The organism is Candidatus Lokiarchaeota archaeon (genome assembly GCA_014730275.1).
GTDB lineage: Archaea > Asgardarchaeota > Thorarchaeia > Thorarchaeales > Thorarchaeaceae > WJIL01.
Genome location: WJIL01000143.1, coordinates 55291 through 71951 on the forward strand (window position 1 = coordinate 55291; position 16661 = coordinate 71951).

Annotated in this window: 15 protein-coding genes; 7 read left to right on the top strand and 8 right to left on the bottom strand. The window is 44.7% G+C overall.

Annotated features, from left to right (window positions below; genetic code table 11):
* Position 1 precedes the first annotated feature (1 nt).
* From GF309_16145 to GF309_16175, 7 genes are all read right to left on the bottom strand, one after another.
* Positions 2-2530 carry a hypothetical protein gene (locus GF309_16145; protein MBD3160311.1) on the bottom strand — a complete coding sequence of 843 codons (2529 nt, stop codon included), beginning with the start codon at positions 2528-2530 and terminating at the stop codon, positions 2-4.
* Between the two features lie 30 nt (positions 2531-2560).
* Positions 2561-3331, bottom strand: a complete 771-nt coding sequence (locus tag GF309_16150; GenBank protein MBD3160312.1) for a GNAT family N-acetyltransferase — start codon at positions 3329-3331, stop codon at positions 2561-2563.
* A gap of 97 nt (positions 3332-3428) precedes the next feature.
* A complete protein-coding gene (polX, locus tag GF309_16155) occupies positions 3429-5141 on the bottom strand; it encodes a DNA polymerase/3'-5' exonuclease PolX (protein MBD3160313.1) in 1713 nt (570 codons plus the stop codon).
* 260 nt (positions 5142-5401) lie between these two features.
* A complete protein-coding gene (locus GF309_16160) occupies positions 5402-6349 on the bottom strand; it encodes a radical SAM protein (GenBank protein ID MBD3160314.1) in 948 nt (315 codons plus the stop codon).
* Positions 6350-6447: 98 nt separating this feature from the next.
* On the bottom strand, positions 6448-7440 hold the full coding sequence (locus GF309_16165; GenBank protein ID MBD3160315.1) for a pyridoxal-phosphate dependent enzyme: 993 nt from the start codon (positions 7438-7440) through the stop codon (positions 6448-6450).
* A 29-nt stretch (positions 7441-7469) separates the two neighbouring features.
* Positions 7470-8198, bottom strand: a complete 729-nt coding sequence (locus GF309_16170; GenBank protein MBD3160316.1) for a methyltransferase domain-containing protein — start codon at positions 8196-8198, stop codon at positions 7470-7472.
* The gene (locus GF309_16175; GenBank protein MBD3160317.1) at positions 8171-9133 is read right to left on the bottom strand and encodes a hypothetical protein; all 963 of its coding nucleotides are present in this window, start codon (positions 9131-9133) and stop codon (positions 8171-8173) included. The genes GF309_16170 and GF309_16175 overlap by 28 nt, the downstream gene beginning before the upstream one ends.
* 196 nt (positions 9134-9329) lie before the next feature.
* On the opposite strand from GF309_16175, the gene GF309_16180 reads away from it, so the two are divergent.
* The 7 genes from GF309_16180 (at position 9330) to GF309_16210 (ending at position 15254) form a co-directional block, all read left to right on the top strand.
* Entirely contained in the window at positions 9330-10088 is a 759-nt protein-coding gene (locus tag GF309_16180) for a hypothetical protein (GenBank protein MBD3160318.1), read from the top strand.
* A complete protein-coding gene (locus tag GF309_16185) occupies positions 10085-11026 on the top strand; it encodes a hypothetical protein (protein MBD3160319.1) in 942 nt (313 codons plus the stop codon). The genes GF309_16180 and GF309_16185 overlap by 4 nt, the downstream gene beginning before the upstream one ends.
* Before the next feature lie 17 nt (positions 11027-11043).
* Positions 11044-11742, top strand: coding sequence for a hypothetical protein (locus GF309_16190; protein MBD3160320.1), 699 nt, complete (start codon positions 11044-11046; stop codon positions 11740-11742).
* Between the two features lie 201 nt (positions 11743-11943).
* Positions 11944-12852 (top strand): hypothetical protein, encoded by a 909-nt coding sequence (locus GF309_16195; GenBank protein ID MBD3160321.1) that lies wholly within the window; start codon positions 11944-11946, stop codon positions 12850-12852.
* Between the two features lie 65 nt (positions 12853-12917).
* Positions 12918-13838 (top strand): hypothetical protein, encoded by a 921-nt coding sequence (locus GF309_16200; protein ID MBD3160322.1) that lies wholly within the window; start codon positions 12918-12920, stop codon positions 13836-13838.
* Positions 13839-13840: 2 nt separating this feature from the next.
* Positions 13841-14488: an ArsR family transcriptional regulator gene (locus GF309_16205; GenBank protein ID MBD3160323.1), complete on the top strand. Its 648-nt coding sequence runs from the start codon at positions 13841-13843 to the stop codon at positions 14486-14488.
* Positions 14481-15254 carry a hypothetical protein gene (locus GF309_16210; protein ID MBD3160324.1) on the top strand — a complete coding sequence of 258 codons (774 nt, stop codon included), beginning with the start codon at positions 14481-14483 and terminating at the stop codon, positions 15252-15254. Before GF309_16205 ends, GF309_16210 begins: the two co-directional genes overlap by 8 nt.
* A gap of 86 nt (positions 15255-15340) precedes the next feature.
* On the opposite strand, the gene GF309_16215 is transcribed toward GF309_16210, so the two are convergent.
* The coding region (locus tag GF309_16215; GenBank protein MBD3160325.1) for a PAS domain-containing protein at positions 15341-16661 on the bottom strand (1321 nt) is incomplete at its 5' end.

Sequence of the window (16661 nt, forward strand, 5' to 3'; positions counted from 1 at the left end):
ATTAGAGATTTTCCCGTTGATGCTGTCTATTTGAAGAATTGCTTCTCATATCCTTGAGATTATGCACCATGTTGATACTTGGTGCGACTACAAAGAAACATTCCACATTCTTGCTTTCTCCTGGGTTCAGACGAGCATCATCTTTGAGTGTAATCCATTGGACCTGCTCTCCTCCGTTTGACAATGAAAGTGCTCTATTTGATTTGTTGTTTGAAATGATTCCGAGAATCTGGTTAGTTTCCTGGTTATGGAAAGCACCCCACCCCTCTTCTGAGTCCGGGCGGAGGGCTGTTGAAACCGCTGTAGGCTTGTATGCGATTCTCTTTCCCTCAATAACGGTATGGATTTCACTTTGGGCTTTCTCACCTAATCTGGGCACACCACGAAATCCATAATGAATACTATTCCATTTCTTGCTTCTATTCTTAATGCGCATACAACTATTCACTATTGGCACACCTTGAAGAAGCAAATGACTGATAGTTACCTCAATGCCTTCAATTTCGGGACAATGCTCCAACAGAGTTCTCATTTCATATCCATACCAGGGACCCTTCTGGACTTTTTCAATCGTCCATTTCTCTTTTGGAACCGCGCTTTGCCAATCCCAGATACTCCAGCCTTGCAGTATAGGTGTCATACCGCTATAATGCTCGTCATCCCAGATGAAGGGATTAGCTTCGGGAAATGTATCGTAGAATACATTCTCCCCCTTTCGACCAAATCGAACAAGGCTGGCACAATAGCTTGGTGAGACTCCCAGCTCATAGTCTTTGGATTCTACAAGGTAAAGATTTGTTCCACTATGACTTTCTATTCCATAGTTGAGATTGGCTTGGCTATCATACACGATTGTTGTAAATGGAATTGTGACCATTCTATCTAGAAAACTGAGATCAATTCGTCCACCTTCACAGAAAGCTCCGCAATCAGTTTCACAGGAGATCTCGAGTTCCATGAGAAATGGTTGCTCGATACTGAAATCTCCAGTCTGAAAATCGATGGGTTCTTTCTTTGACGCTGTGATTCCTTCCGGAAGCCGAAGCACACCACTGGCCTCTATTGGCTCTCTGTGAATAATCTCCATCTGGATTCTGACTTGATTCACTCTCGATTTGTCCAAGAATAGAACGGATTGTACTGGTCCAAATGAATCCTCATTCACATTCAGAAATCCCACTTCTATATCTTCTCGAATTGGTGGTTTCTCATGAATGTCGATGCTTCTAGACCGAGTCTGTGACCAAACCTTCCTGACCTTCTGCCAACCACCTTGTCCAATCACAAGACTGACCAGTTGTTTTTCAACACTTACTCCAGGAGATAAATCATCCAGTTTGTATTCCAGGGTTGGCACCATTGGCCTTCTTGCGAGTTGAATGCTCTGTATATCTTCATGGCTCCAAACTGATCCAACTAGGGAGTTGCCATTGTCGACCTCCACAGACGCCCATTCCTCTTCATAGTATTCCGGCTTTTTGGGTATCTGTCCCCTGCCTGTCCATTCAGGGCTTACCAGCTGATAGAGCCCTTTGGTTAAGGGGACCGAGATTTTATCTCCGCGTTCGTTAGACCACCCTCCTATTCTAACACCCAGGTTGTCGTACTTTGAATTCCCCTTATTGTGGAGGTTCAATGATATCTGCAGCAAACCGTCTTGCGTAGCACAGTACTTTGCTTTGTAATGGATTCCAGGCCTTTCTTCTGAATCTTTACTTAGTATGATTCTAGCGCTTTGTTGATTATTCTCTAATTTAACTCCCAGCTCCTTTTGACTCCACTCACTACCAACATCTGGGAATGGATATCCAAGTTGAGGCAGGTAGAACCACCCGGTTATTCTATGTCCAGTGATTTTGTTCTCGATTTCTCTAATTTCCATTGGCGGGGTGGGATGAAGTCTCATTCGCCATGAATTCGTTTCCAAGATATAGCAGTTATCAAGTGCCTGATAGGCTATTGCCCCCGATGCATCGAGGACAGGTATGACGAGATCCTCTTTTCTCAGTATCTTGTATTCGTCTTCATCCTTCACCAAGATTTCGATGGATATCTTTGACTCCTTGTTTCTGATGTCCTCTTGTGCGATTACTTCTACTTCAAATGTAGCAATGTCGCCAGATTCGAAATCAAAGGTCTTCTTCTGAGCTTGTACCATAGCTTCCCCGTCTGGAGAAATTTGGACAATGCCTTCCAATGGTGTATCAGTACAATTCTCAAGGATGAGGGTTAGCTCTTTAGATTCTCCAGGTACAAGGCAAGGGTACCGTGGCCCAGTTGAAAGAGAAACAGGTTGAATAGGTATGATGCCGGAGTATAGAGTTATTCCCGCTCCATCAATTTCTAGATTGAACTCGCAATAGGTTTTTAGTTTCTCATCAGGGTTCTTGTCCCTGTCCAAGTGCCTTGCCATATCTTCAAGAATGAATGAGCCCGCTAAGTTGAATTCTTCACCTCGTTCTATCGCAGCACGATTCCGTTGTTGAGCTTCTATGGACAAAGGCCCGATTGCTTCTTTTTCAATTGACAAGTTCATAACTGATTTCGAGATATTCTTCACTTAGAGGGTAAATTCTGTTGCTCCAAATCCGATATAGCCTTCATGCCGTTCTGGTTTCAACATAGCTGAAATGGTTTTACCATCCAGTATGAGTGAGAAACCACATATGCCCTTAGCCTCCCTATCGATGACGACCTCGAGCTCATCGCCATTTTCTCCTGAAAATAGATATCGGTATATGCCAATTCCGTTCTCCTTGGTATCATTGGGGTCCTGGGTCAATTCTCGCTCCAAAGCATCGTACCAGTAATATCGTTTGAAGAAAGAATTGAACAGTTCACAGCTGATTATGCCGGGGATATAGTTCTCCATCAAAACCCTCGTTTTGGGAACCCAATTCCAGCCAACTTTCTTGTATAGGGGCATTGCTTTCAAGTTACCGCCCCAGGTGTGAAGATCCAGTCGCCTTTTCCCTTCTTCTGCAGCAGTCTCTGTAACCTCTAGGAGCAATGCTTTTCCAAATCCTTGACCTTGGAACGCTGGGTTGACTCCGAGCACACCTACATACGCCGATTCAGGGTCAAGTTCGCCTTCAGCTATGTCACAGTAACCAACGATTTCTTCACCCTCACATGCCACGCAAGCTCTTATTCTCTCTTGTTTCTCATGATGCTCCAAAACCCTATCTGCTGTAAATGGTGTACCATGGGTGAAACCTCCCGGCCAGCTATCAGCATCATCGAAGGAGTTGAAGCATTTGGCAAGGGCAGCAGCATCAGCCTTGCTGCTCTCAAAGTCTCTCACCTTTTTCTTGGTATATTTGTCTCTCATGGGCAGGACTCCTAGAAGAAACTGCTAAATTCGTCGCTTTGGATTGACTAAAGAGGTTTGTGACCCGCGCCATAGCTGAGAGACACCGGGACTCTGACTAAGAACCGAGAACGTTTCTTAACTCAGAAAGACTTTGGGTGTTGATAATCTGATTTTTCTCTAACCATCCTCTCCTCGCGTTTGATAACCCCAACTCCAAGTATCTGAGATGATCAATGCTATGAGCGTCGCTCCCAAGTGAGAATTGAACATCATATTTCCGCGCTTTGAGTATGTCACTATCGCGCAAATCCAATCGAGAAGGGAAGCAGTTTACCTCAAGCTTAGTACCATGTTTTTCAGCCCCCTCGAAAATCCTAGTTAGGTCAATCGCATAAGGATCTCTTTCTTGAACAAGGCGTCCAGTCGGATGCCCTAGGATGTCGACGTGTTCATGCTTCATTGCAGAAAGCACCCTTTCAGTCATTGTATCCTCGTCCTGTTTGAATGAAGAATGCACCGCAGCAACTGTGATATCAAGATCGTTTAGTGTGTCATTTTCCAAATCCAAGCTCCCATCTGGTAGAATATCCACTTCTGCCCCTGACAGGACTTCTATATCGTCAAATCGTTCATTTACCTCTGTGATTTCTTCTTCCCTTTCTTGAAACTCCTCATCCGTCAGACCTTGTGCAATAGGTAGGCTTTGTGTATGGTCACAAATGGCGATATATTCGTGTCCTATTTCTCGCGCCTTCTGAACCATTTCCTCTATGGAGTGGGAACCTTCACTCCAATTGCTATGCACATGTAAATCTCCTCTGATATCCTCCCAATCCACCAGATTCGGCAGATTGTTTTGAGCTGCTGCTTCGATTTCTCCTCTATTTGTTCTAAGCTCCGGCGGGATATACTGGAGATTCAGCTTATCGTAGATGTCCTCTTCAGTAGCCTGAGCTATTACTTCACCTGTATCACGTTCTTCAAGACCATACTCGCTCAGTTTCCAGTTGTGTTCTATCGCCCTCTTCCGCAGTTCCACATTATGTTCCTTGGATCCGGTGAAATACATCAATGCTGCACCGAAGTTCTTCTCGTCGATTACAAGAAGATCAACTTGCAGTCCATTTCCAAGAACGATGGTGCTTTTCCTGTCCCCTTTTGATAAAATTCTATCAACCTCTCCCATTTGAACAAAACTGTCCATTACTTCGTCAGGGTCTTCGGATATGACTAAAATATCTGCATCACCAATAGTGCCTTTTCTCCTTCTAATCGATCCTGCAAGCTCGATTCGTTTCACTACATCTAACTTGCCCAGTTCGTCAACGATTTTCTGTGCAGTTGGGAGCATATATCCCAAGAGGAAGCGTTCTCGGTGGCTTCTGTACATTTGAACGTTTTCTAAGATGTTCTCTTCTGTCTTTTTTCCAAAACCCTCAAGCTCTCTGATTTTTCCTTCTTCAGCCGCTCTCTGTAGGTCATCTATGTTGCATATTTCTAGCTCTCTGTGAAGCTTCACTGCTGTCTTAGGTCCTATGCCTTCGATATCCATTAATTTGCGGAGCTTCCCTGGCATTTCTTGTCGCAGGTTCTCTAGATACTCCAGATGCCCAGTTTCAAGGTATTCCGCTATTTTTGATGCAATACTTTCCCCGACTCCTGGAATATCCTTTAGTTCTCCTCGTTCAGCCACTTGCTCAATATCTTCCGATAGCGTTTCAACCGCACCTGCTGCCCTCCGATAAGCACGTGGTTTCCAATCCACTCCCTTGATTTCCAAATAATCAGCTATTTCATACAACAGGTCTGCGACTTCTGGATTTTTCATATCTACACCTCAATCTGCTTCTTGTAACTGTGCTATAGGCGACCCTGTTCTCACTTGTTTGACATTCTACTACTATACTACATTAACTATCGTTAGAACATGAATAAGGTTTTTGACGTGAAACGAAGAGGCTTTGGAGAGTCTTATTGCTAAAAAAATTGAATGAAACAGAATAGAACTTTTTACCCTCATTTCCAAGTCCCATATTCGCTTTCTCTATTCAAAACGGATGCTAGGTCCACCTTTTTCACATTTTCGTATTATTTGTGACTACTCTCCAATGCACGCATGTAGAACTTATTCCCTTCAAACTCTGTTTCAACAAGTTTCTCTTCATTTATCAATCTATGAACAGTATCCCACTGCTCTCCAGCTTTTGAGAGCAACGAATCCACTCCTTCTTCTCGCATCGGATGCACGGATGTAATATTGAGTATATCCTGTTCAAAATTGCCTGTAAATGCGAATGCATTTCCCTCATAACCAATCAGGTACTCGACGTGGCTCAGCTTTTCACTGAAGATTTGATATACTTCATTTATCGCTGGCTCAGTTGGAGCTTTGGCCCATGGCTCCGCGGGAGGTCTTGTAGGGATTGCAACGTAAGATTCCTCGGGCTTTACCTCTGATAAGAATTCGGCAATCCTTTGAGCTTCATCGGTTTTCTCATTGAGATCGGTGACTAGCATCGTTTCTGTTGCAAGCTCTCCGTCATACACATCTGCAAATGTCTTAATTCCCTCTAGAATATCCTCATGATTCAGCTTCCCGTGTGGCCTATTCACTTTGCGCCACATAGATTCTGAGGCTGCATCAACCTTTAGGGACACCCAGTCCGCATCAAGCAAGTCTTCCCTAACATCTTCACGGGAAATTAGCGATGCATTGGATATCACAGCAATCTTCAATCCTAATCTCTTGGTTGAGTTTATCTCCCTTCCAAGGTTTGCATCAAGGGTTGGTTCGCCATCCGGTACAAAGGTGAGGTAGTCAATACGTTCATCCTTCTCCTGTGCTTTGTTGACTTGATTCTCTACCTTTCTATAGACTTCCTCTGGCGAATAGAACTCCTGACGTTCTGACTGCATATGTATTGTTGGTCCGAGTTGACAATAAACACAGGAGTAGCTACAGATTTTGGGTGGGATATTGTTTATTCCAATACTCTGTCCTAATCTTCGCGAAGGGACTGGCCCATAGGCTTCCATTGAAGGACCACTCATAATTAATTCATCATTATAATATTTGACGAGCTACCACATAACTACTTTGATAGCTCAAAATCCCTATACAGTTCCTGATTGCTTCATGTGGTCAGAGCTTCTGAGTGTGCAAAAGTAGCTGGAAGCCCCCCAGTATGCCAGAAGAGAATTGATTCATTCTTCTCTAGCTCATCAATCATGGCCATTCTCATCAGTGCCAGTCCAGCCTTGGCAGTATATACAGGGTCGAGAATAACTCCATCCATCTTGGCGAATGTCCCAATCGTGCTTCGTACCCCGCTGGTTATTACACCATATCCCTCGTCGAGGAAAGTATCATCTATTTGAATCGCTCTTCTGGTTTCAGGAATTGTATCTGGGTATTTCTTGTGCATTTGATCAAGAAGTGTTGAGATGCGAGAGTGGCAGTCTTCCGTATTAAAAAGCACACTAACACCGACAATATCAATGTCCATTTCAGCTACTTCAGCTCCAGCTAACATACCTGCTAGAGTTCCGCCAGTTCCTACAGGTATGATGATTTTATCGATATTCAGTTTTTTATCGATCATCTGTTCTCTTAGTTCTAGCATTGCTTGAACATAGCCAAGACATCCCGTTGCAGTAGCAGCACCGGCTGGAATAGCATAGGGGCTTAGGCCTAATTCGCATAATGTATCGACAACGTCATCGAGTCGCTCATGCAGTTCCTCAAATCCTACATCTTCATAATACTTGATTTCTGCCCCGAGCAAACCGTCTAGCATATGATTGCCTTTAGAGGATTCGGGCTCATTGCCTCCAAGTAATAATACACACCGGAGTCCCAAGTTAGCCGCAAAGGCCGCCGTTTGTCTACAATGATTGCTTTGTAGTGCACCAACTGTAACAAGCGTGTCAGCACCCTGTTCAATTGCTTTTCCAACAACGAATTCAAGTTTCCGTGTCTTGTTGCCCCCCGCACCTATTCCGGTAAGATCATCTCGCTTGATGTAGAGGTTATTGATTTCCAATGAACTCGCTAGGTTACGGAGTTCGTGGATTGGTGTTGGAAGAAAGGCTCGACGTACACGCGGTATGTGAGATAGCTGTGACATACTTGACAACTGCTCCTGCAGAGTGATGCTTATTCGTTGTTTGGCGAATAGATGGTGAAGGACTGTTCGGGCAGGAAATCAAACTCTTCTTGAAGTTGGTAGCCTGCGCCTTTCATATCTTGCACTATCTGCTTTTTCTCAACGTAGTGCCCGAAGATTCTTCTAAAGATTCCCCCTGCTTTTCTATATTCAAGAATTGCGACCCGTCCGTTAGGCTTCAGAAAGTGCTTGAGACTGGTGAAGTATCCAACTGGATTCTCTAGGTGGTGATATGCGTTTCTTGTGAAAACAAGATCAAGACCTTTTCTGGGCAAATCAATCTCTGATGGGGTTACAAGAACGGTTTCAACGTTCGCTAACCCCTCTTTCTCGGATGTTTCTTTCACATAATCTAACATATCCGCATCTGTATCCACTGCGTATACGGTACCTTGTGAAGCCACCCTTTTGGCAAAGCGCATTGTGAAATAGCCGCCACCGGATCCGATATCAGCAACACAATCCCCTTCCTTAAGGCCTAGCGATTCAACAACTTGTTCAGGCTGATTTTCAGGCTTCGAAGCTTTTCTGTTGAACATCTTGGCTCTGAGATTCAAATCCAATTCGACCACGAATATGCAACGAGAATGACTAGTGCATAAGTCTTCCGAGATTTCTCCAACATTTGCACTATCATACACTTGAGTACTCAACCATGAATCCGCTAGAAATGGGTTGAAATCGTAATACTCTACAATGAGGCACCGCAGTTCCTGCATTTGCTAAGCCCGTGTCGGTTCTTATGACCACAGTGTGGACAAATTACGAGGTATGCTACGCCAACTTCAGGTTCTTGTGAGTTTTCCTGCGAGGAATTGGTTGCCTCTTCCGCTTGAAAATCGGACTCATTCGGAGACGAGAAGATTGGTTCAGATGAATTGTTAACATTGCTCTTGGTCACTGGTGATGATTCGATCCAAAGGTAGGCATCATCCTGTGTTACATCAAGTCGACGCCCTTCTACCTTGCAAAGGGTGGCAAGCATATCATAGTAGCAATATTCGATGCCCCACGGTTTGAGCCTATCATCAGGTCCCCTGCTGTCCACCTCGAGGACTCTGAATACCGTATCATTGTCTTGGAGATAGGTCAATATCGGTCCAAGGGCCATGTCAATATATTCACGAACTTCTCCAATTGTGTGGTTATGTTTTGACCGTTTGGTGATTATGAAGCCAAGATATTCAAGATCATCTCCACGCTCTCGAATCATATATCGGATTCCATCAATGAGTGGTTGTATCTGTCCTGATAATGCATCACCAAGGTCTTCTGAGTCTGATGGGTCGATAGTTACGAAGACAGCGGACACGTCTTCTACAGCCCGCTTGAACTTCGTCGTTGTTCTGGTGTAGTCCTCCCCGCGCATATCGCCTACTCGAAGAGTCATTCCTCCAAAGAGCCAACCGAGCTTTATTATGGACCCCTTGAAAGATATCCTCCTCTGAAACTTCAGTGGGTAATCATACTTCTTCACAGTCGGGGGCAATGGTTTGCCTGATACCATTAGATCAATCCAAAGACCATAGTCGTCTGGCAGTTTTTCTATCTCCGTTTTTATCCAGCCTCTCTTAGAAAGCTGGTGGATAGAAGCTACCAAGAAAGTTGTTTTGCCAGTGCCCTTATTCCCCAGCAGTGCTATTGATTTCCCCATGAGTGGTACACCCGACTCTTTGAGACTAATATGAACTGGTCAAATAATAAGACTTGTTTGTTGGGAGCCATTTCATGACTTCATCGCCGTTCCTCTCAACAACTTTTATCTGAATATCGAATATCGTTCATCTCAGTTGACCGCTTAATGGTTCCTCTTTACACGGAATGCGCAGAAAACTCGAGGGCTTAAACTTATGTCAGTGTCTTTACCCGATGCAAAGAATAAGGTAAGTGTCTTGGGGTGTCCTGGGGTTGGTAAAACAACGTTCCTAATAGCTGCAATATACTATCTAGACAAAATTGGATGGGCTCGAGCGAAATTGGAGAGTTTGCCAACTGAGTATGGAACCATAGTTGATAATCTGGTATCTGGAAAGCCTTTGGCTCCGACAGTAGGTCTTCATGGTTATGTATTTGATTTCAATGATTTTACCTATCAGGGTTCTGAGGTGAAGGCAGGATGGTTCAGCAATATGAGTGTCCGCCTAACTGATTTGAGCGGAAAGGATTATCAGCACTGCGCAGCTCTTTTCAAACAATCGCTTGACGATGTATATTCAGTTCTTATTCTAATAGATCCTGCACGTGAACCCCATCTCAAACACGCATTAGCTGGCCAGCTTGGTCCCATTGTTGAAGCGATTAGATACATCGGCACACATCAAGATGATATCAAGCACATTGGATTCGTTTTCACAAAAGCATTGCTGCACAACCATAAGTTTCAGGATATGGTTGGCGTACTTGAGGAACAAATTGCTCCAGCTTTGGGCAGAGCAAGACGCGAAGAGATAGATATCAGCTACTTGGAAATAGATAGTAGAGGGCCTTCAGAGACTCTCGAGCCTGTGGGTATTGAACGCGTATTCTATGATGTACTAAGTCGAGAATGCAAGGTCAAGAAAAAACGGCTAGATGTAACTGGACCTCTTCAACGGAGAATTGAAGCATGAGAGCATACATTCACCTACCTTTCCAGCAGAAACCAGCAGTATTAGGAAAACCGAGCAAAGACATTATGGACGCGATACAGGCCAATGCAGTACCTCGCAATCTGCCTGTAGGTTGGTTCAAGGATTCCGATTTGAGGATATTGAGTAGCTTCTGGGTGGATGATGATGTCCTGGCAATTGCTGTAACCGTCAGAGGTGATAAAGACAGAGCCGGGAGAGAGAACCTCGTTTCCCATGTGGTTGTCTCTGATGACGAACCATTTCTCATCAATCCCTTGAGTTCACTGGAAGCATTATCCTCAGAGTATGCTGATCCTGAACTAGCCACTCCTGAGGGTCTGGTGAAGATTCTCAGCGCTTCGAATAAGATTCTTAGAAATGAGGATGCTTGGAGTTCATGGATAGATAGAATACGTAGCTTTGATCAGGATTTCTTGAGAAACGCCCTTGGCACAGTTGCAAACCGTCCGTATAGCTATATTGCGTACTCTGATGAAGAAAGACTTCTTGACTTCCTGAGAATTGTCTTCATGGTTATCCAACCCTTCATGGGAAAGGCTTGTTCCTTCGTTTCTCTTTTTGGGAATTTTGATGAACCTGATGAGTTTGTGATTCGGGCCTTTCGCAAAGACTCAAAGAAACTTGATTTGACAACGGAAGATCTTGATGCCATCAAGGATCAAGATGCGGCGCTTATCGATCTCCAGGATGAAGATATTCCTGAAAACCGCGAGAAAAAGAAACTGCCAGAGATTCTGCTTCAGGAGCTGTATGATGAACCTTGGGTGCGATTAGATAGGTATGAGCATATTTCCATTCTTCGCTATGTGTTGCAGAAGAAGGCTACAGGTAACAAGAAGGAGCTCCATCCCTATTCTGAACAGCTGTTAGACACTCTTAAGCGACTCAAGCGAATTGACAAGAAGAGTATCCGCTAACTGTGAGGCAATTGGTCATGGCGAAATGTATTGTTCTACTGGGTCCCCCAAAAAGTGGCAAGACCTTCTTCAAGGTAGCTTTGAGTATTGCCCTTGAAAAGGAAGGCTGGGGCCACTTCACACGAATTCCTCCGTCACTGGGACATATTGTGGACTATGCAATCGCTGGACAGACACCTCCCTATGAAGGTAATAATCGCCCTAAATACCACGAAATCCGACTGAATGACGGGACTGGTGTAGATCTAATCGAAGTCACAACTCCGATGGAGATGAATAGAGGCGCCATCAACAGATACAAGGATTATGTTGGAAAAGCCCACTGTCTTCTTCTCTTCTTGAGATCTATCGAATGCGTGAATCGTGTGACGAATGAAGGTTTTGTCACAGAAGATCGACAGTACATGGAACACGAAACAGTTGAACAGGCAAAATTGCTGCAGCCGCTCCTCTTGAAAGAACTGAAGCCATGGTGGAAATTCTGGCGTCGTATGGAGCGAATGATGGTGGTAACCACTCTTTGGAGGGAAGATGCACTGGGTGCATTGCAGTTTGAACAAGATGTCTCTTCTGCTATGCCTAAGGCGATGCGATATTTGGGGAAACGCGGCGTTACGTATTCATTTCACTGCCTAGATCTCTTACGAGAGGAAGGTGGCGTGGCTATCGAAGAAGTTGAGCCACTAATTCCACAGATGCTTCGAGCTGTTGAATAGGCAATTCGAATTTAGTTCTTGCTAACATAAGCACATTTCCGGATTTTATGACTAATGTTTGACAAACATTGTTACGTTTGACAAACGTCAAAATATTTATAAGGAATCGGTTCCTATTTTGGTATGTGTCAAACGATGCGAATACATCAAACGTTGCGAGAAATCCAAACGTTCGATAACCATCGAATGAGGCGAATAAACATGAACGATAACGAAACTACATTCAATACGATTTTCGAGGATTTGAAGACCAGCCTGAGACTGGCCAAGAATAACTTACTGTCCTATCTCTTGGCGAATCTTGGCATGGCTTTGCTCCTCGGTGTAATTTTTGCCGTTGTATCTATTCCCATTATCAGTATTGTATTGCTGACCGGTCCTCATGACTGGGCTGTAATCGGACAGATAATGACGGAATGGGCTCAGAACAATCCATGGGCTATCGGGGGTGTAGGACTCCTGTTTCTGATACCTATTGCCTCTCTGTTCCTCATTGTTGTGGGTTCAATCTTTGGCATGAGCAAGGAGGTCGTCGAAACCGGTGAAACCAAGGCGGAATCAGCTTTCTCCTGGTTCAGGCACAATTTCCTGACATTTGCGGGTACAGGTGTTATACTAACGCTGATAATCATCATACCCCAAGTAGTTGTAGGTGGCGCCATCTCCTTGGCCATGAACTACCAAGTGCCTTTGCTGGTATCGCAGATTCTGTCTGTTGCTAGCTTTGTGTACACCTTCATCACGGTTGGCCTCTTCGCAATGGTCTTTCCTGCTGTTGTCAACGGCAAGGGTGTTCAGGAGGCCTTCAAGGAATCCTTTAGCTTGGCCACTAACCGCTTTGATCGGGTCTTTGGCTTAATCACTGCGATTTTTGTCTTCTTTGTTCTGCTATTCTCTCCAGCAATAGTATGGGGACTACTTGTCGGTTCCAATCCAGCTATGGCCCTTAATCCTGCCTCGATTGCTGTGGGAATCTACAGTGCAATTGCGGGAATCCTCACCCTCCTACTGTTCCTGCCAATGATGATTATCTCTTTTGTCAAGGTCTATCATGAGTTGACTGGCGGAGAGGTTTTTGAAGGAGCAAAGCCGGATATTCCGATGGTGTAATGTTAGCAATCTGAGTGCTTCCTTCTATGGGAGCACTCGCCCAATTATTCAGGAGAAAATAAAAAATGAGTATGAAACGAGCCGATTTCAAAACGCTACTTAATGATCTCAAAATCAGCCTTCGATTTGCTGCTAGGAATGTGATATCTTTCATTCTAGGCATGATTGGTGTGCTAGTCGTGTCTGGCCTACTTCTCGGAGTGATTATGCTAGTTACTTTTCCAGTTCTTATCTTCGGTGTTGGATTACAACGGATAGCTGAATTCTTCACAGCTCTTGGTGTGGGGCTTGAAGCTATGGAAGGGACAGCAATTCTTGGTGTGCTAATGATGATCGTAGCCCCAATATTAGCACCTTTCCTCGTTGCCATAGGAGCTCTATTTGGGATGGGACGGGAAATCGTTGAAAGTGCTGGTACTTCTGCGTCCGGTGTTTTTGAGTGGTACAAACGAAAGTTCTTCTCACTTGCTGGGGCCGGAGTTCTTCAGTTCATCATAATCATCTTGCCTGTTGCCCTCTTGGTAATGACTCCTATTCCCACGCCTCTTGCCACTCCAAATACTGCAGTGTTAAGCATTTCATCCGCACTTGGAACCTTGTACTTCCTAGTTGTAGGTGGTATGCTTTCTATGACCTTTCCTGCAGTAATAGATGGTCATGGACCCTTTGATGCCATCAGGGTGTCAGTGAGTATGAGTATAGACTACTTTGACAGGGTCTTCTCTGTCTGGCTGTCTCACATAGGATTGCCCGTTGTACTGCTTCTGCCGATAGGCGGTGCCAGTTTTACGGCTATCTGGATGTCGATTTCCCCTGTTTCAATCCTTGCGGGAATCTACGGTATTGCCGCTTTCATCTTAGTGGTATTCTTGATTATTCCTGCTATAGTCATCGGAATAAGCAGGGTCTACTTGATTTTGAGCGGAGAGGAACGAGAGAGTCGTGAAGATGAACATCCGAATATCAATTTGGTTGGAGATGTGTGATTATGGCGAAGAAAAGCAATGCACCACCCATGAAGGACCTGAAGGTTATCGAAGATGCAAAGACGATCAAGCTGCTCTTTGAACCGACCAGAGCGAACATCGTCTTCAAGTATCTGACAAAGGACGCTATGACGGTTAAACAGTTGGCTGATGCGCTCGATAAGAATCCCGGAACAATACTTCACCACATTGACAAGCTGAAGGAAGCGGGCTTAATTGTTGAGGATTACACAGAGCCAACAGCGACCGGAATAGTGCAACGCTACTACCGTGCTACTGCTAGGGAATATCGCCTTGGTATCAGCGGAATGATGCAAACTGATGGTGGAGTCGCTGAGTTTGCGAAAGAACGCCTACGATCCATGGTTCGGAGTCTCTCTGTTTATGGGATAGATATTCCCGAAGATGAGTACTCTGATGCAACCGAATTGTTGAGACGTTTGATTGAGCGGGAAAATGAAGTTAGTTCAGCCTTGCCCATTGTGGACGAGGTGAAGTACGGGGAGCTTTCACGTTCCCTTCGCAACGACGCATCGCGAATCATGCGTCGATTTGCGCTAGAAGAAGATTCGCAATACAAAGAACGCAGGAAAACATGGCATGCGTTTCTGCGTAAATACACAACAAATGATGTGATTGACAATGAGTAAAAACAACTATGAACGAAATAACACGATGGTAGCCTGTATAGTTGCTGTGCTTATTATCGGTGCAGTTGGAACCGGACTAATGGTATGGTTGGGCGGAACTAGTTGGGGTAGTTTTAGTGGCCCTAACTGGACCGCCACGACCGACTACAGTTTCGAAGAAACCGAATCATCTATGCTTGACTCCGTCACTCTAAATCTGAATCTGAGCGCCGGTGGGGTCAATATAGAATTCATTGATGATTCCAATTTACTGTACCATTTGGATTTGACTGTGCCGAATGAAACAGTGTCAGAGCATGGAGAACCTTCAGTTGTCTATAGCTCAGGTGTAGTATCCTTTGACTATGCGGCTGCAGAAGCCAATCTAACACTTGGAAGTGGAACAGTCTATGCTATGTCCATCAGTGTAGATGCAGGGGGCGTTGAACTGGTAATTGGTGAAAACGCCCACGTTGGTGATGTGGACATAACCGCTCAAGCGGGCGGTATTGACCTAACAGTAACCGATGATGCCACTTTTGATGGCGACGTTGAGTTCACACTCCAGGCATCCACGGGCGGTGTAACCCTGAGTGTAGACTTACCCTCTACTGTTGGTGGCAGTTTTGCAGGCACCGCATCATTCGGTGGTGTCGATGTAACAACCTCAACATGGACCGAGATATCAAGTGGCCACTACGAGACCTCTAACTACGATTCGGCCTCTCAAACTCTTACAATAACTGCATCTGCAGAGCTTGGGGGAATACAGGCAACACTGTCTTAGTTTAGTTTGGGGAGACACTCGTCCTCCCCTTTCTCCTTTTGTCTATCTGATAGTTCCTTTTGACGCTTCTTCTGTGATGATGGAATTCATTTGCTTCTCTTGAGGTGCACATCTACCCGTGCGCCTCCCAACTCAGAATCACCGATTTCGATTCTCCCACCGTAGGCTTCAGCTATTTCCTTCACCAAATACAACCCCAATCCGGAAGATTTGCTTTCTTCATCGTCAAATCGGGCTTCCATAATCTCCCGTTGCACTTTCGCAGGAATACCTTTGCCATCATCTTCGATTGACACTGTGATGAACTCGTCATCTTCAGCAACGGACAGTCTGATTTTGGAACCTTCTGAATGCTCCAAAGCGTTCTCTATGAGATTGCTAAATAGTGGTTTAAGCAGCTTGCCTCCCTGCACGCTTATTCGTTGTTCTGGCATTTCTCGCTCTATAGTGAATTCTTTTCCGAATGGCTGTAGTTTCTTCTGTTCGGTTATGGTTTCGATAATTGGCCTAATATCAACTGAGGTAGTCTCTTCTTGCTCCTCCACCTTCCTCAGAAGCCTAACTCTCTCAATTATGTCCTGCTGCTCCTTTGTACCCGCCAGCGCCTTACCAACAATGTTGGCCTGATTATCTGTAAGATTAGTATGTTTTAGAAGTTCTAAGAATCCTTGAACTGCCTGAATGCGATTCAGCACATCATGTCTCAATAGGGATATTAAGAAATCAGTGCGCCTTTCAGCCATTTTTCGCTTAGTAATGTCTAGGGTGATTTCCACCCCGCCTATCGTTTCTCCTTCTCCGTTCTCAACCGCACTTCCTGTAACCAACCACCATCTATCATCCGGTGTTTTCATTTCAGATGTTTCTGGCTCGCCGGTTTTCCATGATTCTTCAATAGGGCAATCTTTGCATGGTGTTTTCCTGTTTGCCCACACCATGTGGCATTTCTTGCCCTTCAATTCTTCAGCAGTCATTCCGACGGATTCTGCAGATGCCCTATTAGCCCAGATAACTCTGTGATCCATGTCTTGGAGCAATATGTGAAACGGAGAATTATCGAGAATTGCTGCTTTTTCTTTCTCTGATTCTGCAAGCCTAAGCTCGGTATTCTTTCGTTTTGTGATATCTCTCGCGTAGAGACATACGCGTAGAACTTCTCCGGATTCATCTAGGATTGGTGAAATAATATATTCATTCCATATCGGTGTTCCATTCTTTCCTTCTCTTACATCTTCTCCGTGAGATGGCTTTCCTGTTTCAAATACACTTTCCAGTGCTTCTTTTCTTTTTGCGCTAACATCAGGATGTAGTTTCCAAGGTGTCTTTCCTATTATTTCATCAGACTTCTTATCAAAACGCGCTGCGTATCGGGTATTACAGTCAAGTACCCGACCTTCCCTGTCAAGA